The sequence below is a fragment of the Pseudomonas sp. TKO26 genome (assembly GCF_003225665.1).
GTDB lineage: Bacteria > Pseudomonadota > Gammaproteobacteria > Pseudomonadales > Pseudomonadaceae > Aquipseudomonas > Aquipseudomonas saponiphila.
In genome coordinates this window covers 168850-190075 of the sequence record NZ_QKLN01000038.1, presented here as the reverse complement: position 1 = coordinate 190075, position 21226 = coordinate 168850, and the positions used below count along the sequence as shown (strand labels likewise).

Genomic DNA, 21226 nt, shown 5'->3' with positions numbered 1-21226 from the left:
ACGACAGTGCCACGTTCTCTGAAAAAAGGTCCTTTTATTGATCTTCACCTACTGAAGAAGATCGAAGTGGCGGCGGAAAAGAACGATCGCAAACCAGTTAAGACCTGGTCGCGCCGTTCCATGATCCTGCCACAAATGGTCGGTCTGACCATTGCTGTGCATAACGGTCGTCAACATGTTCCAGTTCTCGTGAACGAAGACATGGTCGGCCACAAACTGGGCGAGTTCGCCGGTACCCGTACATATCGCGGGCACGTGGCTGACAAGAAAGCCAAGCGTTAAGGGGTAAGGAATGATGGAAGTAGCCGCTAAGTTGTCGGGCGCTCGAATCTCCGCCCAGAAAGCCCGCTTGGTCGCCGACCAGATCCGCGGGAAGAAGGTGGGCGAGGCGCTCAACCTGTTGGCTTTCAGCAGTAAGAAAGCCGCCGAGATCATGAAGAAAGTGCTGGAGTCGGCCGTAGCCAACGCCGAGCATAACGAAGGCGCAGACGTTGATGACCTGAAGGTCTCCACCGTTTTCGTCAACGAAGGGCGTTCGCTGAAGCGCATCATGCCACGTGCCAAAGGCCGTGCTGATCGCATCGTCAAGCGGTCTTGCCATATCACTGTCAAGGTTGCTGACAAGTAACGGAGTCGAAGAGATGGGTCAGAAAGTACATCCCATTGGCATTCGCCTGGGAATCGTCAAGGAGCACACCTCCGTCTGGTACGCAGACGGTCGGACTTATGCGGACTATTTGCTCGCAGATCTGAATGTGCGTGAGTATCTCCAAGACAAACTAAAAAGCGCGTCCGTAAGCCGTATCGATATCCATCGTCCGGCTCAAACTGCACGCATCACCATCCACACCGCTCGTCCCGGCATCGTGATCGGCAAGAAAGGTGAAGATGTTGAGAAGCTGCGTCAGGACCTGACCAAGCAAATGGGTGTGCCTGTGCACATCAATATCGAAGAGATCCGCAAGCCGGAGCTCGACGGTATGCTGGTTGCGCAGAGCGTAGCTCAGCAGCTGGAGCGCCGCGTAATGTTCCGTCGTGCCATGAAGCGCGCCGTACAGAACGCCATGCGCATTGGTGCCAAAGGCATCAAAATCCAAGTGAGCGGTCGTCTCGGCGGTGCTGAAATCGCACGTACTGAATGGTATCGCGAAGGTCGTGTGCCGCTGCACACCCTGCGTGCCGATATCGACTATGCCACCTACGAAGCTCACACCACTTACGGTGTGATCGGTGTGAAGGTTTGGATCTTCAAAGGCGAAGTAATTGGTGGTCGCCAAGAAGAGCTGAAGCCGCAAGCACCTGCGCCTCGTAAAAAAGCTGCTAAGTAAGGGGTACGCCAAATGTTGCAACCAAAGCGTACGAAGTTCCGCAAGCAAATGACCGGCCACAACCGTGGTCTGGCATTGCGCGGTAGCAAAGTCAGCTTCGGCGAGTTCGCGCTGAAGTCTGTTGCTCGTGGTCGTCTCACCGCTCGTCAGATCGAGTCAGCGCGTCGTGCTCTGACCCGTCACGTAAAACGTGGTGGCAAGATCTGGATCCGTGTATTCCCGGACAAGCCTATTTCCAAAAAACCACTCGAAGTTCGGATGGGTAAAGGTAAGGGTAACGTCGAATACTGGGTTGCCCAGATTCAGCCAGGCAAAGTCCTGTATGAAATCGAGGGTGTTTCTGAAGAGCTGGCGCGTGAGGCTTTCGCCCTGGCTGCTGCAAAGCTGCCGCTCGCCACCTCCTTTGTTAAACGGACGGTGATGTGATGAAAGCGAATGAACTTCGTGAAAAATCCGCACAGCAGCTGAACGAGCAACTGCTCGGCCTGCTGCGCGACCAGTTCAATCTGCGCATGCAGAAAGCAACTGGCCAGTTGGGGCAGTCTCATCTGCTCTCGCAAGTTAAGCGTGACATCGCTCGCGTGAAGACTGTGCTCAACCAGCAGGCAGGTAAGTAATCATGGCTGAAGCCGAAAAAACTGTCCGTACGCTGACTGGCCGTGTTGTCAGCGACAAGATGGACAAGACCATCACCGTTCTGATCGAGCGTCGCGTTAAGCACCCTATCTACGGTAAATACGTTAAGCGTTCGACTAAGCTGCACGCGCACGACGAAACCAATCAGTGCCACATCGGCGACAAAGTCACTATTCGTGAAACTCGTCCGATGGCCAAGACCAAGTCTTGGGCGCTGGTTGATGTTCTCGAACGCGCTGTGGAAGTCTAAGGGCTAGGGGTCGGAGAAATTATATGATTCAGACTCAATCCATGCTCGATGTGGCCGATAACAGCGGCGCTCGCCGCGTTATGTGCATCAAGGTGCTGGGTGGCTCCCATCGTCGTTACGCTGGTATCGGTGACATCATCAAGGTGACCGTCAAGGAAGCAATTCCTCGCGGTAAGGTGAAGAAAGGTCAAGTGATGACTGCTGTTGTAGTCCGCACTCGCCATGGTGTTCGTCGTGCAGACGGCTCCATCATCCGCTTTGATGGCAACGCTGCTGTTCTGTTGAACAACAAGCAAGAGCCGATCGGCACCCGTATCTTTGGGCCAGTGACCCGTGAGCTTCGTACTGAGAAGTTCATGAAGATCGTCTCGCTCGCCCCAGAAGTGCTGTAAGGAGATCCGACATGCAAAAGATTCGTCGTGACGACGAGATCATCGTGATCGCCGGCAAAGACAAAGGTAAGCGCGGTAAGGTGCTTAAGGTTCTGGCTGATGACCGTCTGGTCGTCGGTGGCCTGAACCTGGTCAAGCGTCATACCAAGCCTAACCCGATGTCGGGCGTACAGGGCGGTATCGTCGAGAAAGAAGCGCCACTGCACGCTTCCAACGTCGCCATTTTCAACGGCGAAACCAACAAGGCTGACCGCGTTGGTTTCAAAGTAGAAGACGGCAAAAAAATTCGTGTCTTCAAGTCGACCCAAAAAGCGGTTGATGCTTGAACACTGCTAGGTAGAAGACCATGGCACGACTAAAAGAGATTTACCGGAAGGAAATCGCTCCGAAACTTAAGGAAGAACTTAAGCTTTCGAACGTGATGGAAGTTCCGCGCGTTACCAAAATCACCCTGAACATGGGTCTGGGCGAAGCGATCGGCGACAAAAAAGTCATCGAGCATGCTGTTGCTGACCTGGAAAAGATCACCGGCCAGAAAGTCGTTGTGACCTACGCTCGTAAATCCATCGCTGGCTTCAAAGTCCGCGAAGGATGGCCGATCGGCGTCAAAGTGACCCTGCGCCGTGAGCGTATGTACGAGTTCCTGGATCGTCTGCTGTCGATCTCCCTGCCTCGGGTTCGCGACTTCCGCGGCCTGAATGCCAAGTCCTTCGACGGTCGTGGCAACTACAGCATGGGTGTCAAAGAGCAGATCATTTTCCCGGAAATCGATTACGACAAGATCGATGCTCTCCGCGGTCTGGACATTACCCTGACCACCACTGCCAAGAACGATGATGAAGGCCGCGCTCTGCTGCGTGCTTTCAAATTCCCGTTCCGCAACTGATTGGAGTAGGAAAATGGCCAAGAAGAGCATGAAAAACCGTGAGCTGAAGCGTCAGCTCACCGTTGCCAAGTACGCCACCAAGCGTGCAGCGCTGAAAGCTATCATCGTGGATCTGAACGCAAGTCCAGAAGCTCGTTGGGAAGCTACCGTAGCTCTGCAGAAGCAGCCACGTGACGCCAGCGCCTCGCGCATGCGTAACCGCTGCCGCCTGACTGGTCGTCCGCACGGCGTTTACCGCAAGTTCGGCCTGGGCCGTAACAAGCTGCGTGAAGCTGCAATGCGTGGTGACGTACCAGGTCTGGTTAAAGCCAGCTGGTAATAGCTATCGAAGTCGCGGTATTCGGGCTCGCAAGATCCCGATCACCGGTGGCCTCGAACGTGAATCAAGCCCCTTTTGGGGCTTGATTCATTTCTGGGGTGTGTCTAGAATGACCGGCTCGCCTGAGCCCGTGTTTTTTGCCCGGAATTTCTCGGCGACAGTTGTAGCCGCAAGGCTAATTCTTTTTGTATCAGGAGCATCTAGCCCATGAGTATGCAGGACCCGTTAGCGGACATGCTAACTCGAATCCGTAATGCCCAGATGGCTGAAAAGTCCGTCGTAAGCATGCCGTCTTCCACGCTGAAGGTGGCTGTAGCAAAAGTCCTGAAGGACGAAGGTTACATCGCGGGTTATCAGATCAGCAGCGAAATCAAGCCTCTGCTGTCCATCGAGCTGAAGTACTTCGAAGGCCGTCCGGTCATCGAGGAAGTGAAGCGCGTTAGCCGTCCAGGCCTGCGTCAGTACAAGTCCGTTGAAGAGCTGCCGAAAGTTCGTGGCGGTCTTGGCGTGTCTATCGTCTCCACCAACAAAGGTGTGATGACTGATCGTGCTGCGCGCGCTGCCGGTGTCGGCGGCGAAGTTCTTTGCACTGTGTTCTAAGGGGGGATAAGCATGTCTCGCGTCGCTAAGAACCCCGTTAAGCTGCCAGCTGGTGTCGAAGTTAAATTCGCCGGCCAACAGCTTTCGGTGAAGGGTGCCAAGGGCACTCTCGAACTGAACGTTCACTCGTCCGTTGAAATTGTTGAGGAAGCTGGTGAGCTGCGTTTCGCTGCTCGCAATGGCGATCAACAAACTCGTGCAATGGCCGGTACCACTCGTGCTCTGGTAAACAACATGGTCCAAGGCGTAAGCCAAGGCTTCGAGCGTAAGCTCCAGCTGGTCGGTGTTGGTTACAAGGCACAAGCAAAAGGCACAGTGCTGAACCTGGCCCTCGGCTTCTCGCATCCAGTGGATTACGAACTGCCGGAAGGCATCACCGCTGAGACTCCTAGCCAGACCGATATCCTGATCCGGGGCATCGATAAGCAGCTGGTAGGTCAAGTGGCCGCTGAGATCCGCGACTTCCGTCCACCAGAGCCTTACAAAGGTAAAGGTGTGCGCTACGCGGACGAAGTCGTCCGTCGTAAAGAAGCCAAGAAGAAGTAGGGCATAGCAAATGACCGACAAAAAAGTTACTCGACTGCGTCGCGCTCGCAAAGCACGCCTGAAAATGCACGAACTCGAAGTCGTGCGTCTCTGCGTGTTCCGCTCTTCGCAGCACATCTACGCCCAGGTCATTTCGGCCGACGGCAACAAAGTCCTGGCAAGTGCCTCGACTTTGGATAAAGAACTGCGTGATGGCGCCACTGGCAACATCGACGCGGCCACTAAGGTTGGCCAGCTGGTCGCTACGCGTGCAAAAGCCGCTGGCGTCTCGCAGGTGGCTTTCGACCGCTCTGGCTTCAAGTATCACGGCCGCGTCAAGGCGCTGGCTGATGCTGCTCGTGAAGCTGGGCTGGAGTTCTAAGTTATGTCAAATAACGACCAAAAGCGCGACGAAGGCTACATCGAGAAGCTGGTTCAAGTTAACCGCGTAGCCAAAACCGTTAAAGGCGGCCGTATCTTCACTTTCACCGCGTTGACCGTGGTAGGTGATGGTAAAGGCCGTGTTGGCTTCGGCCGTGGCAAGTCGCGTGAAGTGCCTGCTGCGATCCAGAAGGCAATGGAAGCTGCTCGCCGCAACATGATCCAAGTTGATCTGAACGGCACCACTCTGCAATACGCTATGAAGTCCGCCCACGGCGCCTCCAAGGTGTACATGCAGCCTGCTTCTGAAGGTACCGGTATCATCGCTGGCGGCGCTATGCGTGCTGTCCTCGAAGTTGCTGGCGTTCAGAACGTTCTGGCCAAGTGCTACGGCTCGACTAACCCAGTAAACGTGGTTCACGCCACTTTCAAGGGTTTGAAGGCTATGCAGTCCCCTGAATCCATTGCCGCCAAGCGTGGCAAAAGCGTCCAGGAGATCATCTGATCATGGCTACCGTAAAAGTAACGCTGATCAAAAGCATGACCGGCCGTATCCCTAACCACAAACTGTGCGTTAAGGGTCTGGGCCTGCGTCGCATCGGTCACACTGTAGAAGTCCAAGATACTCCCGAGAATCGCGGGATGATCAACAAGGCTTACTACATGCTGCGTGTCGAGGGTTAATCGATGAAACTCAATGATCTGAGTCCAGCGCCGGGTTCCCGTCGCGAAAAGCATCGTCCGGGCCGTGGTATCGGTAGTGGTTTGGGTAAGACTGGTGGCCGTGGTCACAAAGGTCAGACTTCCCGCTCCGGTGGCACCATTGCTCCAGGCTTTGAAGGCGGCCAACAGCCGCTGCATCGTCGCCTGCCGAAGTTCGGTTTCGTATCCCTGAAGGCCATGGATCGCGCAGAAGTGCGTCTGTCCGAGCTGGCTAAAGTGGAAGGCGACATCGTCACCGTGCAGTCCCTGAAAGATGCCAACGTGATTAACCAGAACGTTCAGCGTGTGAAAATCATGCTGTCCGGCGAAGTTACTCGCGCTGTGACTATCAAGGGCATCGCAGCCACCAAAGGTGCGCGTGCGGCTATCGAAGCAGCTGGCGGCAAGTTCGAGGAATAAATGGCTAAGCAAGGTGCTCTCTCTGCGCTCGGCAAAGGCGGTATGTCTGAACTCTGGGCTCGTCTGCGTTTTCTGTTCCTGGCGATTATCGTCTACCGAATAGGCGCACACATCCCGGTTCCAGGTATCAACCCTGACCGACTCGCAGACCTGTTTCGACAGAATGAGGGGACCATTCTTAGCTTGTTCAACATGTTTTCCGGCGGCGCGCTGGAGCGGATGAGCATCTTTGCACTGGGGATCATGCCGTACATTTCGGCATCGATCATCATGCAACTGATGACCGCCGTCAGCCCGCAGCTGGAGCAGTTGAAGAAGGAAGGTGAAGCTGGCCGTCGCAAGATCAGCCAGTACACCCGCTACGGCACTGTCATCCTGGCCCTGGTTCAAGCTATCGGCATGTCCGTTGGCCTGGCGGGTCAGGGTGTTGCGTTCACTGGTGACTTTGGCTTCCATTTCGTCGCGGTATCCACTTTTGTGGCTGGTGCGATGTTCATGATGTGGCTGGGTGAGCAGATTACTGAGCGTGGTGTTGGCAACGGTATCTCGATGTTGATTTTCGCAGGTATCGTCGCCGGTCTTCCGAGAGCGATCGGGCAGTCTTTCGAGTCTGCACGTCAGGGTGATATCAATATTTTCGCCTTGGTTGCGATCGGTTTGCTGGCAGTAGCGATTATCGGTTTTGTGGTGTTCATTGAGCGTGGCCAGCGTCGTATTGCTGTTCACTACGCCAAGCGTCAGCAGGGCCGTAAGGTATTTGCTGCGCAGACCAGCCACTTGCCGCTGAAAGTGAATATGGCCGGTGTTATTCCTGCTATCTTCGCGAGCAGCATTTTGCTGTTTCCGGCTTCGTTGGGTGCCTGGTTCGGTCAGTCTGAAGGTATGGGCTGGTTGCAGGACATCTCGCAGTCGATCGCTCCTGGTCAGCCGTTGAATATTCTGCTGTTTAGTGCAGGGATTATTTTCTTCTGCTTCTTCTATACGGCGTTGATGTTCAATCCGAAAGACGTAGCGGAAAACCTGAAGAAGTCCGGTGCCTTTATTCCGGGCATCCGTCCAGGTGAGCAGTCGGCGCGCTACATTGATGGCGTTCTAACCCGCTTGACCATGTTCGGTGCTCTATATATGACGGCCGTCTGCCTGTTGCCCCAGTTCCTGGTGGTTGCTGCAAACGTTCCGTTCTACCTTGGCGGGACCTCGTTGCTGATCGTGGTCGTGGTTGTTATGGACTTTATGTCGCAAGTACAATCGCACCTCGTTTCCCACCAGTACGAATCCCTGATGAAGAAAGCCAACCTGAAGGGTTACGGCAGCGGCATGCTGCGCTAATCCATAAGGTTCGAGGAGTTGGTGATGAAAGTTCGTGCATCGGTGAAAAAGCTGTGCCGTAACTGCAAGATTATTCGCCGCGAAGGTGTTGTTCGAGTAATTTGCAGCGCGGAACCGCGTCACAAACAGCGCCAAGGCTGAGTGTGATTGTGCTTCAAGCCCGGCAGCTAGTGCGCTGCCGGGTTGATTATTTGTTATTACAGCGATATTATCTCGCGCCCTATTTCTTGGCTTCCGGGGCGTAGGTAGCTGTCAATTGGAGTCCCACTGAATGGCCCGTATTGCAGGCGTTAACATTCCAGATAACAAGCATACTGTTATCTCGCTGACCTACATCTATGGTGTTGGTCGCACTACTGCACAGAAAATCTGTGCGGTGACTGGGGTCAACCCAGCTGCGAAGATCAAGGATCTGAGCGACGAGCAAATTGAACAGCTGCGTGGCGAAGTGGCGAAGTTCACCACTGAAGGTGACCTGCGTCGCGAAATCAACATGAAAATCAAACGCTTGATGGATCTGGGCTGCTACCGCGGTCTGCGCCATCGTCGTGGTCTTCCAGTGCGCGGTCAGCGTACCAAGACCAACGCGCGTACTCGCAAAGGTCCGCGTAAGCCGATCCGCAAGTAATCGCACCAGCGAATCGACAGGAATTTAGTCATGGCAAAACCTGCTGCTCGTCCTCGTAAAAAGATTAAAAAGACAGTGGTTGATGGCATCGCCCACATCCACGCGTCTTTCAACAACACCATCGTGACCATCACCGACCGTCAAGGTAACGCTCTTTCCTGGGCAACCTCCGGTGGTTCGGGTTTCCGCGGTTCTCGCAAGTCCACCCCGTTTGCTGCTCAAGTAGCTGCTGAACGTGCTGGTCAAGCTGCGCTGGAATATGGCCTGAAGAACCTCGACGTTAACGTCAAGGGCCCAGGTCCAGGTCGTGAATCCGCAGTCCGCGCTTTGAACGGCTGTGGCTACAAGATCGCCAGCATCACCGACGTGACGCCAATCCCGCACAACGGGTGCCGTCCGCCGAAGAAGCGCCGCGTGTAATCCAGGAGATTGTAAAGAATGGCTCGTTACATTGGTCCAAAATGCAAACTGGCTCGTCGCGAAGGCACCGATCTCTTCCTGAAGAGCGGCGTGCGCGCTATCGAATCCAAGTGCAACATCGAAGCAGCTCCTGGCATCCACGGCCAGCGTCGTGGTCGTCAATCCGACTACGGTACTCAGCTGCGTGAAAAGCAAAAAGTTCGTCGTATCTACGGCGTACTCGAGCGTCAATTCAGCGGCTACTACAAACAAGCAGCTGGCAAGAAGGGCGCAACCGGCGAAAACCTGTTGCAACTGCTCGAATGCCGTCTGGACAACGTTGTATACCGCATGGGCTTCGGTTCTACTCGTGCCGAGTCCCGTCAGCTGGTATCGCACAAGTCGATCAGCGTAAACGGTCAGACCGTTAACGTTCCGTCCTACCAGGTTCGTGCTGGTGACGTGGTCGCTGTTCGCGAGAAAGCAAAAAACCAACTTCGCATTGTCCAAGCTCTCGATCTGTGTGCTCAACGTGGCCGCGTAGAATGGGTAGAAGTAGACACTGAGAAGAAGTCGGGCGTTTTCAAGAACGTTCCAGCTCGCAGTGATCTGTCCGCCGACATCAACGAAAGCCTGATTGTCGAGCTCTACTCCAAGTAAGGGCTAGAAAATAGGTGCATCCATGCAGATTTCGGTAAATGAGTTCCTGACACCCCGCCACATTGATGTGCAGGTTGTCAGTCCAACCCGCGCCAAGATCACTCTCGAGCCTCTCGAGCGTGGTTTTGGCCACACCCTGGGCAACGCGCTGCGCCGCATCCTGTTGTCCTCAATGCCCGGCTGTGCAGTAGTCGAGGCCGAGATTGACGGTGTGCTCCACGAGTACAGCGCCATCGAAGGTGTACAGGAAGACGTAATTGAAATCCTGTTGAACCTTAAAGGTCTGGCTATCAAGCTGCACGGCCGTGACGAAGTTACGCTGACCTTGTCGAAGAAGGGTTCGGGGGTGGTTACCGCTGCCGATATTCAGCTGGATCATGATGTCGAGATCGTTAACCCCGATCACGTAATCGCTAACCTGGCGTCTAACGGCGCCCTGAACATGAAGCTCGTTGTAGCTCGTGGTCGTGGTTATGAACCGGCCGACTCGCGTCAGAGCGATGAAGACGAAAGCCGCAGCATTGGTCGCTTGCAGCTCGACTCTTCGTTCAGCCCGGTTCGCCGCATCGCATACGTGGTGGAAAACGCCCGTGTCGAGCAGCGTACTAACCTGGATAAGCTGGTTATTGATCTGGAAACCAACGGTACTCTAGATCCTGAAGAGGCTATCCGTCGTGCAGCAACCATCCTGCAACAGCAGTTGGCTGCGTTCGTCGACCTCAAAGGTGACAGTGAGCCAGTGGTAGTCGAGCAGGAAGACGAGATCGATCCGATCCTGCTTCGCCCGGTTGACGATCTGGAACTGACTGTACGTTCGGCTAACTGCCTTAAGGCGGAAAACATTTACTACATCGGCGACCTGATTCAGCGTACCGAAGTAGAACTGTTGAAGACTCCGAACCTGGGTAAGAAATCCTTGACCGAAATCAAGGACGTTCTGGCCTCCCGCGGTCTGTCCCTCGGCATGCGCCTCGACAACTGGCCGCCTGCAAGTCTTAAGAAGGACGACAAGGCGACTGCCTGATCGTCGTAATCACCGAACGTTGTGTTTGGTAAGGAATGAACCATGCGTCATCGTAAAAGTGGGCGTCACCTGAGCCGCACCAGCTCGCACCGCAAGGCCATGTTCCAGAACATGGCGGTGTCGCTGTTCGAGCACGAGCTGATCAAAACTACACTGCCGAAAGCTAAAGAACTGCGCCGCGTTGCCGAGCCGCTGATCACTTTGGCCAAGACAGACAGCCTGGCTAACCGCCGTCTGGCTTTCGACCGTACTCGTTCGAAAGCTATCGTTGGTAAGCTCTTCAACGACCTGGGCAAGCGTTACGCTACCCGTGAGGGTGGCTACCTGCGCATCCTCAAGTGCGGTTTCCGCGCTGGCGACAACGCTCCTATGGCGTACGTTGAACTGGTTGATCGTGCTGTCGGCGGTGAAGCTGTATCCGCTGAGTAAGACGTCAGTCTGAAACAAGAAACCGGGCCTAGTGCCCGGTTTTTTGTGCCTGTATGTATTAGATATTTCTATCGTTAGCTAATGTGTAATGCATTGGATGTTGTAACACTACTGGTCAATACTCCTCTTCAGCCGATTAGCCGGCAGTTTCACAGACTGACAGAGGAAGATTGTGCATGAGCCAGACCAAAACTCTTACAACCGCTAGTGGCGCTCCTGTCGCTGACAACCAGAATTCCCGCTCCGCCGGCCCTCGGGGTCCGCTGCTTCTCGACGATTTTCACCTGATTGAGAAGCTCGCCCATTTCAATCGCGAAAATATCCCCGAGCGTCGCGTGCACGCCAAGGGCTCGGGCGCCTATGGCACTTTCACGGTTTCTCGCGATATCACTCAATACACCTGCGCCAAGCTGTTTGAAGCGGTTGGCAAGAAGACTCCGACCTTCCTGCGTTTCTCCACCGTAGGTGGCGAACGGGGTTCGGCTGATACCGAGCGTGACCCTCGCGGCTTCGCCCTCAAGTTCTACACGGAGGAAGGCAACTGGGACATCGTGGGTAATAACACCCCGGTATTCTTCATTCGCGACCCGCTGAAGTTTCCCGATTTTATCCACACCCAAAAACGCCTTCCCCAGAGCAATCTGAAAAGTGCCCAGATGATGTGGGATTTCTGGTCGCATTCGCCTGAGGCGTTGCATCAGGTGACCATCCTGTTTTCCGACCGCGGTATTCCAGACGGCTACCGTCATATGCACGGCTTTGGCAGTCACACCTACAGCCTGATCAATGCCAAGGGTGAACGGCACTGGGTCAAGTGGCACTACAAGACCAAGCAGGGCATCAAGAACCTGGCACCGGCAGAGGCGGCACGTCTGGCGGGTGCCGACCCGGATTACGCTCAGCGCGACTTGTTCAATGCGATCGAGCGCGGCGATTTTCCCAAGTGGAGCGTGTGCATTCAGATCATGACTGAAGCGCAAGCCGCGGCGCACCACGAGAACCCGTTCGATGTGACCAAGACCTGGTCGCAGAAGGAGTTCCCGTTGATCGAGGTTGGCGAGTTGGAGTTGAACCGCAATCCGCTGAACTACTTCGCCGAGGTCGAGCAAGCCACCTTCGGCCCAAGCAATATGGTGCCAGGTGTCGGGCTTTCGCCGGATCGTATGCTGCAGGGCCGGGTATTCGCTTACGCCGATGCGCACCGCTACCGCGTGGGCACCAACCACCAGCAGTTGCCGGTGAACGCTCCATTGAGCCCGGTTAACAGCTATCAGCGCGACGGTTCGATGGCGTTCGGAAGCAATGGCGGTGCTGCGCCGAACTACGAGCCCAATAGCTACAGCGACGCCCCGAAGCAGGCTCCACGCTATGCAGAGCCGCCTTTGGCGCTTAGCGGTGCGGCAGACCGCTACGATCATCGTGAAGACACCGACTATTACAGTCATGCAGGAGCTCTGTTCCGCCTGATGAATGACGAACAGAAGGCTCTGTTGATCAACAACATTGCCGGTGCCATGAAAGGGGTGACGGCTGATGTGGTTGATCGTCAGTTGCAACATTTCTACAAGGCAGATCCAGCTTACGGCGAGGGTATCGCCAAAGCCTTGGGCGTATCGCTCAAGTAAGTCTAAATAAGAAGCAGAACCGCCCTCATTAGGGCGGTTTTTGCGTTATTTCTACTGGTTTTCTCGGATATTCTTCACTTTTATGGCTGTTTCTAAGTGACCTGCAAGTCAGCTTGGTTCAAACTATCCACTTTCAAGCAGGGAGATTTAGGGCGATGCAAGGTCACCCGGACGTAATCGATTACCTCAACACGTTGCTGACGGGCGAACTGGCAGCACGCGACCAATATTTCATTCATTCGCGGATGTACGAAGACTGGGGCTTCACCAAGCTTTACGAGCGTATCAACCATGAAATGGAAGAAGAGGCGCAACACGCCGATGCGCTGATACGCCGCATTCTGATGCTCGAAGGCACACCGCGCATGCGTCCCGACGATCTCGATACCGGGACCACCGTGCCGGAGATGCTGGCCAGCGACCTGCGTCTGGAATACAAGGTCCGCGCCGCATTGTGCAAAGGCATCGAACTGTGCGAGCTGCACAAGGACTACGTCAGCCGCGATATTCTTCGTATCCAGTTGGCAGATACTGAAGAAGATCACACCTACTGGCTGGAGAAGCAGTTGGGTCTGATCAAATCCATCGGGTTGGAAAACTACCTGCAATCGCAGTTCTGATTGCGTTAGGTTTGGTTGCCTGTTCGCGAGCAAGCTCGCTCCTACGGGAGACGCAGCAATCCATAGAGGTAAAAAAGCCCCTGGCACAGTGAAGTACCAGGGGCTTTTTCATGGGCTTCAGGCGCGGTCGCGGGTCAGCAACGGCTTGAGGTAATGCCCAGTGTGGGATTGGGGCATTTCCGCAACCTGTTCCGGGGTGCCGACGGCAATGATCTGGCCGCCTTTGGAGCCGCCTTCCGGTCCCAGATCCACCAGCCAGTCGGCGGTCTTGATCACATCCAGGTTGTGCTCGATCACCACCACGGTGTTGCCGTGATCGCGCAGGCGGTGCAAGACATCCAGCAGTTGCTGGATATCCGCGAAGTGCAGGCCAGTGGTCGGCTCGTCGAGGATATACAGGGTCTTGCCGGTGTCGCGCTTGGACAGCTCACGGGACAGCTTGACCCGCTGGGCCTCGCCGCCGGACAAGGTGGTCGCCGACTGGCCAAGCTTGATGTAGGACAGGCCCACATCCATCAGGGTTTGCAGTTTGCGCGCCAGGGCCGGCACTGGGTCGAAGAACTCGCGAGCTTCCTCGATGGTCATTTCCAGTACTTCGTGGATGTTCTTGCCCTTGTACTTGATTTCCAGGGTTTCGCGGTTGTAACGCTTGCTCTTGCACACGTCGCAGGGCACGTAGATGTCCGGCAGGAAGTGCATTTCCACCTTGATCAGGCCATCACCCTGGCAGGCCTCGCAGCGACCGCCCTTGACGTTGAAGGAGAAGCGACCAGGGCCATAGCCTCGGGAGCGGGATTCCGGAACGCCGGAAAACAACTCGCGAATCGGGGTGAACAAGCCGGTGTAAGTCGCCGGGTTGGAGCGCGGAGTACGACCGATCGGGCTTTGATCGATGTCCACCACCTTATCCAGATGTTGCAGGCCATTGATGCTGTCGTGCGGTGCTGCTTCCAGAGTGGTAGCGCCGTTGAGCGCCGTGGCGCTCAGGGGAAACAGGGTGTTGTTGATCAGCGTCGACTTGCCCGAGCCGGACACCCCGGTCACGCAGGTCAGCAGGCCAATCGGGATTTCCAGGTCGACATTGCGCAGGTTGTTGCCGCGCGCGCCCTTGAGGGTCAGGGATAGCTTCTTGTTGCGCGGCGTGCGCTTGGCCGGCACCACGATCTTCACCCGGCCGGACAGGTACTTGCCGGTCAGGGAGTCCGGGTGCGCCATGACTTCTGCCGCTGTACCTTCGGCAACGATTTGGCCGCCATGCACGCCGGCGCCCGGGCCGATGTCCACCACGTAGTCGGCCAGGCGGATCGCATCTTCATCGTGTTCGACCACGATCACCGTGTTGCCGATATCCCGCAGGTGTTTCAGGGTGCCCAGCAGTCGGTCATTGTCCCGTTGGTGCAGACCAATGGACGGCTCGTCGAGGATGTACATCACCCCCACCAGGCCCGCACCGATCTGACTGGCCAGGCGGATACGCTGGGCCTCGCCGCCAGACAAGGTATCGGCGCTGCGATCCAGGGTCAGGTAGTCGAGCCCGACGTTGACCAGGAACTGCAGGCGCTCACGGATCTCCTTGAGGATCTTGTCGGCAATTTCGCCGCGTCGCCCGGTGAGCTTCAAGGTTCCGAAGTAGTCGGTAGCATCGCCAATGGGCAGGCTGGTGACCGCCGGCAGGGTTTTCTCGCCGACCCAGACATGCCGTGCCTCGCGACGCAGGCGCGTGCCGCGGCAATCCGGGCAGGGCTGGGTGCTGAGGAACTTGGCCAGCTCTTCACGCACGGTGGCCGATTCGGTTTCCCGGTAGCGGCGTTCCAGGTTCGGCACTATCCCTTCGAACGGGTGGGAGCGCTTGACGATGTCGCCCCGGTCATTGAGGTACTTGAAGTCGACATTCTGTGTGCCGCTGCCCTGCAGAATCACCTTCTGCTGATCCGCGGGCAGTTGGTTGAACGGCACCTCCAGGCTGAAACCGTAATGAGAGGCCAGCGAGCCGAGCATCTGGAAGTAATAGACGTTGCGCCGGTCCCAGCCGCGAATTGCCCCTTCGGCCAGGGTCAGTTCGCCATTGACCAGGCGCTTGATGTCGAAGAACTGCTTGACCCCCAGGCCATCGCAGGTCGGGCAGGCACCGGCCGGGTTGTTGAAGGAGAACAGCTTGGGTTCCAGCTCGCTGATGGCATGGCCGCAGATCGGGCAGGCAAAGCGCGCGGAGAAGATCATCTCTTCCCCGGGCTCATCGTCCATCGGGGCGACCAGGGCAATGCCGTCCGCCAGCTTCAGTGCGGTTTCAAAAGACTCCGCCAGGCGCTGCTGCAGATCGCCACGCACCTTGAAGCGGTCGACCACCACATCAATGGAGTGCTTCTTCTGTTTATCCAGCTTCGGCAACTCGTCCAGCTCGAACAGCTTGCCGTTGACCCGCGCCCGGACAAAACCCTGGGCCCGCAGCTCTTCGAAGACCGACAGGTGTTCACCCTTGCGCTCGCGAATCACCGGCGCCAACAGCATCAGCTTGCTGCCTTCGGGCTGGGCCAGCACCAGGTCGACCATCTGGCTGACGGTCTGGGCTTCCAGTGGGATGTCGTGATCGGGGCAGCGCGGAGTACCGACGCGTGCATAAAGCAGGCGCAGGTAGTCGTAGATTTCGGTGATGGTGCCGACGGTGGAGCGCGGGTTGTGGGAGGTGGATTTCTGCTCGATGGAAATCGCCGGCGACAGGCCTTCGATGGTGTCCACATCGGGCTTTTCCATCATCGACAGGAACTGTCGGGCATAGGCCGACAGCGACTCGACATAACGGCGCTGGCCTTCGGCATACAAAGTGTCGAAAGCCAGGGACGACTTGCCGGACCCAGACAGCCCGGTGATGACGATCAACTTGTCCCGTGGCAGGGTCAGGTCGATGTTCTTCAGGTTGTGGGTGCGGGCCCCACGAATCAGAATCTTGTCCAAAAGTGGCCTCGATCGGCGGGCGTAAAGGCAGGAGTATAAAACCAAATACTGGATGGATGCACACTATCGTGCGCGGCTTTTTCGGTTGCCGGTCAGGGCTGCGCGGCAAAGCTTCGCCATATACCCCCTCTACCGATCCGACTGGTAGAATCGCCGCCGGTTCACACGAGGTTTTTCCATGCACGATCCCCACAGCGAACGCATGAGCGGCAGCGAGACCCGCGCAGCAAGCGGCCTGGCCCTGGTGTTCGCCTTCCGTATGCTTGGCATGTTTATGGTACTGCCGGTCCTGGCAACCTATGGAATGGATCTCGCAGGAGCGACCCCGGCCCTGATCGGCCTGGCCATTGGCGCCTATGGCCTGACCCAGGCAGTTTTCCAGATTCCCTTCGGGATCATTTCCGATCGCATCGGGCGCCGCCCGGTTATCTACCTGGGCCTGATCGTGTTCGCGCTCGGCAGCGTGCTGGCGGCCAATGCCGATTCGATCTGGGGCGTGATCGCCGGCCGGATCCTGCAGGGCGCCGGGGCGATTTCCGCAGCAGTGATGGCGTTGCTCTCGGACCTGACCCGGGAGCAGCATCGGACCAAGGCCATGGCCATGATCGGCATGACCATCGGCGTCTCCTTTGCCGTCGCCATGGTGGTCGGCCCACTGCTGACCCGCAGCTTTGGCCTGTCCGGGCTGTTCCTGGCCACCGCTGGCATGGCCCTGGTGGGGATTCTGATCATCGCCTTCATGGTGCCGCGGGCCACCGGGCCCTTGCAGCACCGCGAATCCGGAGTGGCGCGTCAGGCGCTGATTCCCACCCTCAAGCATCCGGACCTGCTGCGCCTGGACCTGGGTATCTTCGTGTTGCACGCGATGCTGATGTCGAGCTTCGTTGCCTTGCCCCTGGCCCTGGTGGAAAAAGCCGGCCTGCCCAAAGACCAGCATTGGTGGGTGTACCTCACCGCACTGCTGATCTCCTTCTTCGCCATGATCCCGTTCATCATCTACGGCGAAAAGAAACGCAAAATGAAACGAGTTCTGTTGGGCGCGGTCAGTACGCTGCTGCTCACCGAGCTATTCTTCTGGGAGTTCGGCGACAGTTTGCGGGCGTTGGTCATCGGCACCGTGGTGTTCTTCACCGCATTCAACCTGCTGGAGGCCTCGCTGCCGTCGTTGATCAGCAAGGTGTCGCCGGCAGGCGGCAAGGGCACGGCGATGGGGGTCTACTCCACCAGCCAGTTCCTCGGTTCGGCACTGGGCGGCATCCTCGGCGGCTGGCTGTTCCAGCATGGCGGTTTGTCGGTTGTGTTCCTTGGAGGGGCAGGTCTGGCTGCACTCTGGCTGGCCTTTGCTGTTACCATGCGCGAGCCCCCGTATGTGACGAGCCTGCGCTTGCCGTTATCGCCCGAAGCGATCCGCGAAGCCGGCCTGGTCGAGCGCCTGAAGGCCGTTGTTGGGGTAACAGATGCCGTAGTGGTGGCCGAAGAAGCCGCCATTTACATCAAATTGGACACCGAATTATTGGATCGCACGACCCTCGAGCAGCTGGTCAATCCAGCGCCGTCGGCGCGCGAAGCCTAGGAGAACGTTATGGCCCGTGGGGTTAACAAAGTCATATTGGTCGGCACTTGCGGCCAGGATCCCGAAGTTCGCTACCTGCCCAACGGTAACGCCGTGACCAACCTGAGTCTGGCCACCAGCGAGCAGTGGACCGACAAGCAGACCGGTCAGAAGGTCGAGCGCACCGAGTGGCACCGTGTGTCGATGTTCGGCAAGGTCGCAGAGATCGCCGGCGAGTACCTGCGCAAAGGTTCGCAGGTCTACATCGAAGGCAAGCTGCAGACCCGCGAGTGGGAAAAAGACGGTATCAAGCGCTACACCACCGAGATCATCGTCGACATGCAGGGCACCATGCAGCTGCTGGGCGGCCGTCCACAGGGCGACCAGCAGGGCCAGGGCGGCATGTCCAACTCGGCACCGCGTCCTCAGCAGTCCCGTCCCGCGCCGCAACCGCAGCGTGAGTCGCGTCCGGCACCTCAGCAGGCCGCTCCGCAGCCAGCACCGGATTTCGACAGTTTCGATGACGATATTCCGTTCTGAGCCGCCGCTTTTCAGCGTTCAGCACCCATGAAAAAGGGGCCCGACAGGGCCCCTTTTTCATGCCTGGCCGATCAGGGCCAGGCTCATAGTTGCACCCGGCGCAAGCGCCCGCTCAGGGCCACTACCTGCTGATCCGCAGTGGGAATCGGCCGTCCGCTCAGGCCCATGCCTTCGCTCACCAGCACCGCGTCCCCGATGCAGCACAGGTTGGACGGTGTATCCAGGCCCTGGGCCAGTACTTGTACCGAGCGTTGCTGCAGATCGCAGCGCAGCAGGCGTCCGCTGAAGCGGGCGAAGCCGCCGTGCAGCACTTCGCCGGACCAGTCCGGTTGCAGCGGCTGCAACAGCCGGTCGCACAGTTCCAGCACCAGAATCCGCTCCTGCGGATCCAGTGCCAGTCCAGTGGGCAGTTGCAGTCCGCGAATCAGCACCTCGATCCTGCCGTTGGCGGGCCAGACCCGGATCACCTGGCCGGCCTTGTCGGCGAAGTCGATGCCCTTGCGCGCCGGATCACGGTGCAACTCACCGGAGAACAGGCTGATCAGTACGGCATCGGTCCGCGGTTCGTGAACCAGGGTCACGGGGACCGCTTCCTGGCCCTGATCCAGGTCGGGCAACTGCGCCAGCACCTGTTCGCCGTCCTCGGTGAACTCCACCAACTGGTTGGTATCGGGCTTGACCGCCAGCCAGCTTTGGCGCGAGGGGTGATAACACAGCGAGTTGAGGTTGCCGCGGCTGTGAAACAGCGGCTCGGGCGGGCGGTATTGCAGGTCCAGCAGCTTGGATCCGGCCACGTAGTCGGTCTGGCTGGCGAGGCAGAGCCCGCCGCCCAGGGCGATGTCCGACAGGCCCATGATTTCGTCGCGAAGCATGCGTGCCTGCATGTTCATCGAACGAAAACCCTGGGCCAGGACCTGCGGTGGCAGATAAGCGCCCGGCTGTTCCGGGTCCGGGCGCAGGCGACTGATGCGGCCACTGAATGGCTGGTCCGGCAGGCCTGAGCCGGCTTCCGCCAGCAGCAGGCTGCCATCGGCTTGCAGGCAGAGGCCGCGGGGGTTCAGCAAGCCTTCGGCGACCACGTTGCTGGGGCGCAGGTTTTCCTGCGCCTGGCCGGGGATGAGCAATGCAATTGGCATATGGATTCTCCCTCGCAATTAGAGCGACCCCATCACTGCAGCGGCTGCCAGGGTTCATGGGTGAACCAGCATTTGAGCAGGGCTCTCTGGCTGGCGGACATCGAGCGCACTACGGGCATGTACAAGGTCGTGCCGAGGTATTCCCGGGAGGTGCGTGCCAGGATCATCTGGCGTGATCCCCAGACGGCGTCCTGCTGATTGAGTGCGATGTAGCGGGACATGGCGGGGAAGGCCAGGTAGTGAAAACGCAGCACGTTCTTGTACACCTGGTCCCAGGTGACGGTGCTGCCCGGCGCGATCCCGAAATCGGTGATGGCGTATTTGCGCAGGTTGATGAAAAAACCGTTGGATTTCCCGTGCTCGACTGCGCAGGTCAAGGTGACAAATCCAGCCTGTGCTGCCGAGCCGGGCTTGAGGCTGACCTTGAAGCTCACGCTGGATTGGCCGGCCTTGACTGTTTGTCTGGGCTCGAACGCCAGGAAGTCCCAGAACTCGGGGTTTATGTAGGGGGCCTTATCACCCTTGTTGGAGGGGCCGGGAGTGATGATGATTACCGTGTCCTTGGTCACCGGTTGGCCCAGTTGACTCAAGCTCAAGGTGATCTCGAGGCCCTCGGGGTAATCCTCCAGATACAGATTGCGCTGATCGGACGTCAGGCGATAGGTCTGTTCGATGGCGTTGATATTGATCGGTATGGGCTCGGGGTCGGAGGGGTAGTAGCGCGTCTGCGGTGCCTTGATGGCAATGGGTTCCTGATCGGCCAACTGGCGTTGTGTGGGCGTCAGTGGCAGGTCAAGGATGCCGCCATATACGTAGTAGTCCGACAGCGGAGTCTTGAGCGGATCCAGGGTCGTCAGTGTCGTCGAGCCAAGGTTGATCGAGACATCGCCGAAGTTCGCATTGGGGCCGATGGGCGAGGTGTTGTCGGTTCGAACGCTGCGAAACGCCTGCTTGGGAATGATATTGAGCATGTCGATGCTCAACAGATTGTTCTCGAGCACACTCGCGTAGCCTGCGCTACGTGACGATGGATTGATGAGCTGGCGCCCGCCGGTGACGATCAGTGGTTCCCCGGCAAAGGCCGGAGCCAGGGTGCCGACCACGCGGCCAATGCTTGGGTTGGAGGTGTACTGGTGGGCGGCGTAGTCGGCGTCCAGTTGCGCCGTGGTCATTTTCGGGCACATCTCGAACATGACGAAGCGCACGACGATGCCGGTCGCGCCGGGGGCCTCGATGATCGAGCGCAGGAGCGGATTGTCCTTGTTGTAGCTGACGATCTGGTCGCGAGAGAAAGTGACCTGAAAACTGCCGCTGATACGGTTGGAACCCGGCGCATCCTGCTCCGGGTCGAGAATCCGGATGGCCACGTCATAACTGCTGCACACCGTATTGCCCTTGACCAGCAACTGCGGGGGCGTGCTGTTGCCGATCTGCAGGCCGCCGAGAAAAATCTGCGTGCTGATGGTGCCGGTGGGGTCCAGGTCGACCATCATAGGCCCGGTCACCGGTGGGGCGCCGGTGACCGGGTCCGCCGAGCCCAGCAGATAGAAAGGCTCGCCGACGAGGTCGCCCTGGGTGCTGATGTTGCCGGGCGTGCCCTGGGAGCTGATGGCAACGCTGTCCAGGGTGACGACATGCTGCCCGTAGTGGTTCCAGCCACCGGCGGTGTAGTAGGTGCCTGTCGGCGCATTGATCATTTCGGTCAGTTGCTCGTCGCTATAGACCTCGGCCTCGGGGTACAGGGTCGAGGTGGTCAGGTCGAATAGAGAGAGTGTTGCTTCGCTGTCCGGATTTGTCGGATCGCTGGGAATGGTGGGCGAGTTGTTGGGCAGGCTGACGTTGGTCTCGATCCCACCCCAGAAGTTCAGCCGCGGGCCGTTGAGAATACTCATG

At 57.7% G+C, this 21226-nt stretch carries 30 protein-coding genes; 27 read left to right on the top strand and 3 right to left on the bottom strand.

Annotated elements, in window-relative coordinates:
• Positions 1-6 precede the first annotated feature (6 nt).
• The 25 genes from rpsS (at position 7) to bfr (ending at position 13153) form a co-directional block, all read left to right on the top strand.
• A complete protein-coding gene (rpsS, locus tag DNK59_RS27880) occupies positions 7-282 on the top strand; it encodes a 30S ribosomal protein S19 (protein ID WP_002555486.1) in 276 nt (91 codons plus the stop codon).
• A gap of 13 nt (positions 283-295) precedes the next feature.
• Entirely contained in the window at positions 296-628 is a 333-nt protein-coding gene (gene rplV / locus DNK59_RS27875) for a 50S ribosomal protein L22 (protein ID WP_003103908.1), read from the top strand.
• 13 nt (positions 629-641) lie between these two features.
• Positions 642-1328 (top strand): 30S ribosomal protein S3, encoded by a 687-nt coding sequence (gene rpsC, locus DNK59_RS27870; protein ID WP_007924192.1) that lies wholly within the window; start codon positions 642-644, stop codon positions 1326-1328.
• Between the two features lie 12 nt (positions 1329-1340).
• Positions 1341-1754 (top strand): 50S ribosomal protein L16, encoded by a 414-nt coding sequence (gene rplP / locus DNK59_RS27865; protein WP_003228729.1) that lies wholly within the window; start codon positions 1341-1343, stop codon positions 1752-1754.
• Complete coding sequence (gene rpmC / locus DNK59_RS27860; RefSeq protein ID WP_002555481.1) at positions 1754-1945, top strand: 50S ribosomal protein L29; 192 nt, start codon at positions 1754-1756, stop codon at positions 1943-1945. Before rplP ends, rpmC begins: the two co-directional genes overlap by 1 nt.
• Before the next feature lie 2 nt (positions 1946-1947).
• Positions 1948-2214 carry a 30S ribosomal protein S17 gene (gene rpsQ, locus DNK59_RS27855; protein WP_003194644.1) on the top strand — a complete coding sequence of 89 codons (267 nt, stop codon included), beginning with the start codon at positions 1948-1950 and terminating at the stop codon, positions 2212-2214.
• Between the two features lie 23 nt (positions 2215-2237).
• Positions 2238-2606: a 50S ribosomal protein L14 gene (gene rplN / locus DNK59_RS27850; RefSeq protein ID WP_002555479.1), complete on the top strand. Its 369-nt coding sequence runs from the start codon at positions 2238-2240 to the stop codon at positions 2604-2606.
• An 11-nt stretch (positions 2607-2617) separates the two neighbouring features.
• Positions 2618-2932 (top strand): 50S ribosomal protein L24, encoded by a 315-nt coding sequence (rplX, locus tag DNK59_RS27845; RefSeq protein ID WP_007896770.1) that lies wholly within the window; start codon positions 2618-2620, stop codon positions 2930-2932.
• Between the two features lie 20 nt (positions 2933-2952).
• Complete coding sequence (gene rplE, locus DNK59_RS27840) at positions 2953-3492, top strand: 50S ribosomal protein L5 (RefSeq protein ID WP_003210069.1); 540 nt, start codon at positions 2953-2955, stop codon at positions 3490-3492.
• Between the two features lie 13 nt (positions 3493-3505).
• Complete coding sequence (rpsN, locus tag DNK59_RS27835) at positions 3506-3811, top strand: 30S ribosomal protein S14 (RefSeq protein ID WP_003228726.1); 306 nt, start codon at positions 3506-3508, stop codon at positions 3809-3811.
• A 207-nt stretch (positions 3812-4018) separates the two neighbouring features.
• Complete coding sequence (gene rpsH / locus DNK59_RS27830) at positions 4019-4411, top strand: 30S ribosomal protein S8 (RefSeq protein ID WP_011063773.1); 393 nt, start codon at positions 4019-4021, stop codon at positions 4409-4411.
• 12 nt (positions 4412-4423) lie between these two features.
• The gene (gene rplF, locus DNK59_RS27825) at positions 4424-4957 is read left to right on the top strand and encodes a 50S ribosomal protein L6 (protein WP_016966733.1); all 534 of its coding nucleotides are present in this window, start codon (positions 4424-4426) and stop codon (positions 4955-4957) included.
• Between the two features lie 10 nt (positions 4958-4967).
• On the top strand, positions 4968-5318 hold the full coding sequence (gene rplR, locus DNK59_RS27820; protein ID WP_003186037.1) for a 50S ribosomal protein L18: 351 nt from the start codon (positions 4968-4970) through the stop codon (positions 5316-5318).
• 3 nt (positions 5319-5321) lie between these two features.
• A complete protein-coding gene (gene rpsE, locus DNK59_RS27815) occupies positions 5322-5822 on the top strand; it encodes a 30S ribosomal protein S5 (RefSeq protein WP_007924184.1) in 501 nt (166 codons plus the stop codon).
• Positions 5823-5824: 2 nt separating this feature from the next.
• Positions 5825-6001, top strand: a complete 177-nt coding sequence (gene rpmD, locus DNK59_RS27810; protein ID WP_003176408.1) for a 50S ribosomal protein L30 — start codon at positions 5825-5827, stop codon at positions 5999-6001.
• Positions 6002-6004: 3 nt separating this feature from the next.
• The gene (gene rplO / locus DNK59_RS27805) at positions 6005-6439 is read left to right on the top strand and encodes a 50S ribosomal protein L15 (RefSeq protein ID WP_007924183.1); all 435 of its coding nucleotides are present in this window, start codon (positions 6005-6007) and stop codon (positions 6437-6439) included.
• The gene (gene secY / locus DNK59_RS27800; RefSeq protein ID WP_003210064.1) at positions 6440-7768 is read left to right on the top strand and encodes a preprotein translocase subunit SecY; all 1329 of its coding nucleotides are present in this window, start codon (positions 6440-6442) and stop codon (positions 7766-7768) included.
• Positions 7769-7792: 24 nt separating this feature from the next.
• On the top strand, positions 7793-7909 hold the full coding sequence (gene rpmJ, locus DNK59_RS27795) for a 50S ribosomal protein L36 (protein WP_002555468.1): 117 nt from the start codon (positions 7793-7795) through the stop codon (positions 7907-7909).
• Positions 7910-8039: 130 nt separating this feature from the next.
• A complete protein-coding gene (gene rpsM, locus DNK59_RS27790) occupies positions 8040-8396 on the top strand; it encodes a 30S ribosomal protein S13 (RefSeq protein WP_003186020.1) in 357 nt (118 codons plus the stop codon).
• Between the two features lie 30 nt (positions 8397-8426).
• Positions 8427-8816, top strand: a complete 390-nt coding sequence (rpsK, locus tag DNK59_RS27785; protein ID WP_007924177.1) for a 30S ribosomal protein S11 — start codon at positions 8427-8429, stop codon at positions 8814-8816.
• Between the two features lie 18 nt (positions 8817-8834).
• On the top strand, positions 8835-9455 hold the full coding sequence (rpsD, locus tag DNK59_RS27780) for a 30S ribosomal protein S4 (RefSeq protein ID WP_011063772.1): 621 nt from the start codon (positions 8835-8837) through the stop codon (positions 9453-9455).
• Between the two features lie 22 nt (positions 9456-9477).
• Positions 9478-10479: a DNA-directed RNA polymerase subunit alpha gene (gene rpoA / locus DNK59_RS27775; protein WP_007970428.1), complete on the top strand. Its 1002-nt coding sequence runs from the start codon at positions 9478-9480 to the stop codon at positions 10477-10479.
• A gap of 42 nt (positions 10480-10521) precedes the next feature.
• Positions 10522-10908 (top strand): 50S ribosomal protein L17, encoded by a 387-nt coding sequence (rplQ, locus tag DNK59_RS27770; RefSeq protein ID WP_007924175.1) that lies wholly within the window; start codon positions 10522-10524, stop codon positions 10906-10908.
• 176 nt (positions 10909-11084) lie between these two features.
• A complete protein-coding gene (locus DNK59_RS27765; protein ID WP_110725271.1) occupies positions 11085-12533 on the top strand; it encodes a catalase in 1449 nt (482 codons plus the stop codon).
• Between the two features lie 155 nt (positions 12534-12688).
• On the top strand, positions 12689-13153 hold the full coding sequence (gene bfr / locus DNK59_RS27760) for a bacterioferritin (RefSeq protein WP_016966731.1): 465 nt from the start codon (positions 12689-12691) through the stop codon (positions 13151-13153).
• A gap of 117 nt (positions 13154-13270) precedes the next feature.
• Here bfr and uvrA read toward each other — a convergent pair whose 3' ends face one another.
• A complete protein-coding gene (gene uvrA / locus DNK59_RS27755) occupies positions 13271-16105 on the bottom strand; it encodes an excinuclease ABC subunit UvrA (RefSeq protein ID WP_092309402.1) in 2835 nt (944 codons plus the stop codon).
• 178 nt (positions 16106-16283) lie between these two features.
• On the opposite strand from uvrA, the gene DNK59_RS27750 reads away from it, so the two are divergent.
• Together DNK59_RS27750 and DNK59_RS27745 are read left to right on the top strand one after the other, a co-directional pair.
• The gene (locus tag DNK59_RS27750) at positions 16284-17678 is read left to right on the top strand and encodes an MFS transporter (protein WP_110725270.1); all 1395 of its coding nucleotides are present in this window, start codon (positions 16284-16286) and stop codon (positions 17676-17678) included.
• 9 nt (positions 17679-17687) lie between these two features.
• Positions 17688-18197, top strand: a complete 510-nt coding sequence (locus DNK59_RS27745; protein ID WP_011063767.1) for a single-stranded DNA-binding protein — start codon at positions 17688-17690, stop codon at positions 18195-18197.
• 83 nt (positions 18198-18280) lie between these two features.
• Here the strand turns inward: DNK59_RS27745 and DNK59_RS27740 are convergent, their stop codons facing one another.
• Both DNK59_RS27740 and DNK59_RS27735 read right to left on the bottom strand, forming a co-directional pair.
• Positions 18281-19333 (bottom strand): hypothetical protein, encoded by a 1053-nt coding sequence (locus DNK59_RS27740; RefSeq protein WP_110725269.1) that lies wholly within the window; start codon positions 19331-19333, stop codon positions 18281-18283.
• Between the two features lie 32 nt (positions 19334-19365).
• A complete protein-coding gene (locus DNK59_RS27735) occupies positions 19366-21225 on the bottom strand; it encodes a hypothetical protein (RefSeq protein WP_110725268.1) in 1860 nt (619 codons plus the stop codon).
• Position 21226: the final 1 nt, after the last annotated feature.

Excerpts from the sequence above, each read along its gene's own strand:
- rplV (WP_003103908.1), top strand. The coding sequence starts at position 296 with ATGGAAGTAGCCGCTAAGTTGTCGGGCGCTCGAATCTCCGCCCAGAAA.
- rpsC (WP_007924192.1), top strand. The coding sequence starts at position 642 with ATGGGTCAGAAAGTACATCCCATTGGCATTCGCCTGGGAATCGTCAAG.
- rplP (WP_003228729.1), top strand. The coding sequence starts at position 1,341 with ATGTTGCAACCAAAGCGTACGAAGTTCCGCAAGCAAATGACCGGCCAC.
- rpmC (WP_002555481.1), top strand. The coding sequence starts at position 1,754 with ATGAAAGCGAATGAACTTCGTGAAAAATCCGCACAGCAGCTGAACGAG.
- rpsQ (WP_003194644.1), top strand. The coding sequence starts at position 1,948 with ATGGCTGAAGCCGAAAAAACTGTCCGTACGCTGACTGGCCGTGTTGTC.
- rplN (WP_002555479.1), top strand. The coding sequence starts at position 2,238 with ATGATTCAGACTCAATCCATGCTCGATGTGGCCGATAACAGCGGCGCT.
- rplX (WP_007896770.1), top strand. The coding sequence starts at position 2,618 with ATGCAAAAGATTCGTCGTGACGACGAGATCATCGTGATCGCCGGCAAA.
- rplE (WP_003210069.1), top strand. The coding sequence starts at position 2,953 with ATGGCACGACTAAAAGAGATTTACCGGAAGGAAATCGCTCCGAAACTT.
- rpsN (WP_003228726.1), top strand. The coding sequence starts at position 3,506 with ATGGCCAAGAAGAGCATGAAAAACCGTGAGCTGAAGCGTCAGCTCACC.
- rpsH (WP_011063773.1), top strand. The coding sequence starts at position 4,019 with ATGAGTATGCAGGACCCGTTAGCGGACATGCTAACTCGAATCCGTAAT.
- rplF (WP_016966733.1), top strand. The coding sequence starts at position 4,424 with ATGTCTCGCGTCGCTAAGAACCCCGTTAAGCTGCCAGCTGGTGTCGAA.
- rplR (WP_003186037.1), top strand. The coding sequence starts at position 4,968 with ATGACCGACAAAAAAGTTACTCGACTGCGTCGCGCTCGCAAAGCACGC.
- rpsE (WP_007924184.1), top strand. The coding sequence starts at position 5,322 with ATGTCAAATAACGACCAAAAGCGCGACGAAGGCTACATCGAGAAGCTG.
- rpmD (WP_003176408.1), top strand. The coding sequence starts at position 5,825 with ATGGCTACCGTAAAAGTAACGCTGATCAAAAGCATGACCGGCCGTATC.
- rplO (WP_007924183.1), top strand. The coding sequence starts at position 6,005 with ATGAAACTCAATGATCTGAGTCCAGCGCCGGGTTCCCGTCGCGAAAAG.
- secY (WP_003210064.1), top strand. The coding sequence starts at position 6,440 with ATGGCTAAGCAAGGTGCTCTCTCTGCGCTCGGCAAAGGCGGTATGTCT.
- rpmJ (WP_002555468.1), top strand. The coding sequence starts at position 7,793 with ATGAAAGTTCGTGCATCGGTGAAAAAGCTGTGCCGTAACTGCAAGATT.
- rpsM (WP_003186020.1), top strand. The coding sequence starts at position 8,040 with ATGGCCCGTATTGCAGGCGTTAACATTCCAGATAACAAGCATACTGTT.
- rpsK (WP_007924177.1), top strand. The coding sequence starts at position 8,427 with ATGGCAAAACCTGCTGCTCGTCCTCGTAAAAAGATTAAAAAGACAGTG.
- rpsD (WP_011063772.1), top strand. The coding sequence starts at position 8,835 with ATGGCTCGTTACATTGGTCCAAAATGCAAACTGGCTCGTCGCGAAGGC.
- rpoA (WP_007970428.1), top strand. The coding sequence starts at position 9,478 with ATGCAGATTTCGGTAAATGAGTTCCTGACACCCCGCCACATTGATGTG.
- rplQ (WP_007924175.1), top strand. The coding sequence starts at position 10,522 with ATGCGTCATCGTAAAAGTGGGCGTCACCTGAGCCGCACCAGCTCGCAC.
- DNK59_RS27765 (WP_110725271.1), top strand. The coding sequence starts at position 11,085 with ATGAGCCAGACCAAAACTCTTACAACCGCTAGTGGCGCTCCTGTCGCT.
- bfr (WP_016966731.1), top strand. The coding sequence starts at position 12,689 with ATGCAAGGTCACCCGGACGTAATCGATTACCTCAACACGTTGCTGACG.
- DNK59_RS27750 (WP_110725270.1), top strand. The coding sequence starts at position 16,284 with ATGCACGATCCCCACAGCGAACGCATGAGCGGCAGCGAGACCCGCGCA.
- DNK59_RS27745 (WP_011063767.1), top strand. The coding sequence starts at position 17,688 with ATGGCCCGTGGGGTTAACAAAGTCATATTGGTCGGCACTTGCGGCCAG.
- DNK59_RS27740 (WP_110725269.1), bottom strand. The coding sequence starts at position 19,333 with ATGCCAATTGCATTGCTCATCCCCGGCCAGGCGCAGGAAAACCTGCGC.
- DNK59_RS27735 (WP_110725268.1), bottom strand. The coding sequence starts at position 21,225 with ATGAGTATTCTCAACGGCCCGCGGCTGAACTTCTGGGGTGGGATCGAG.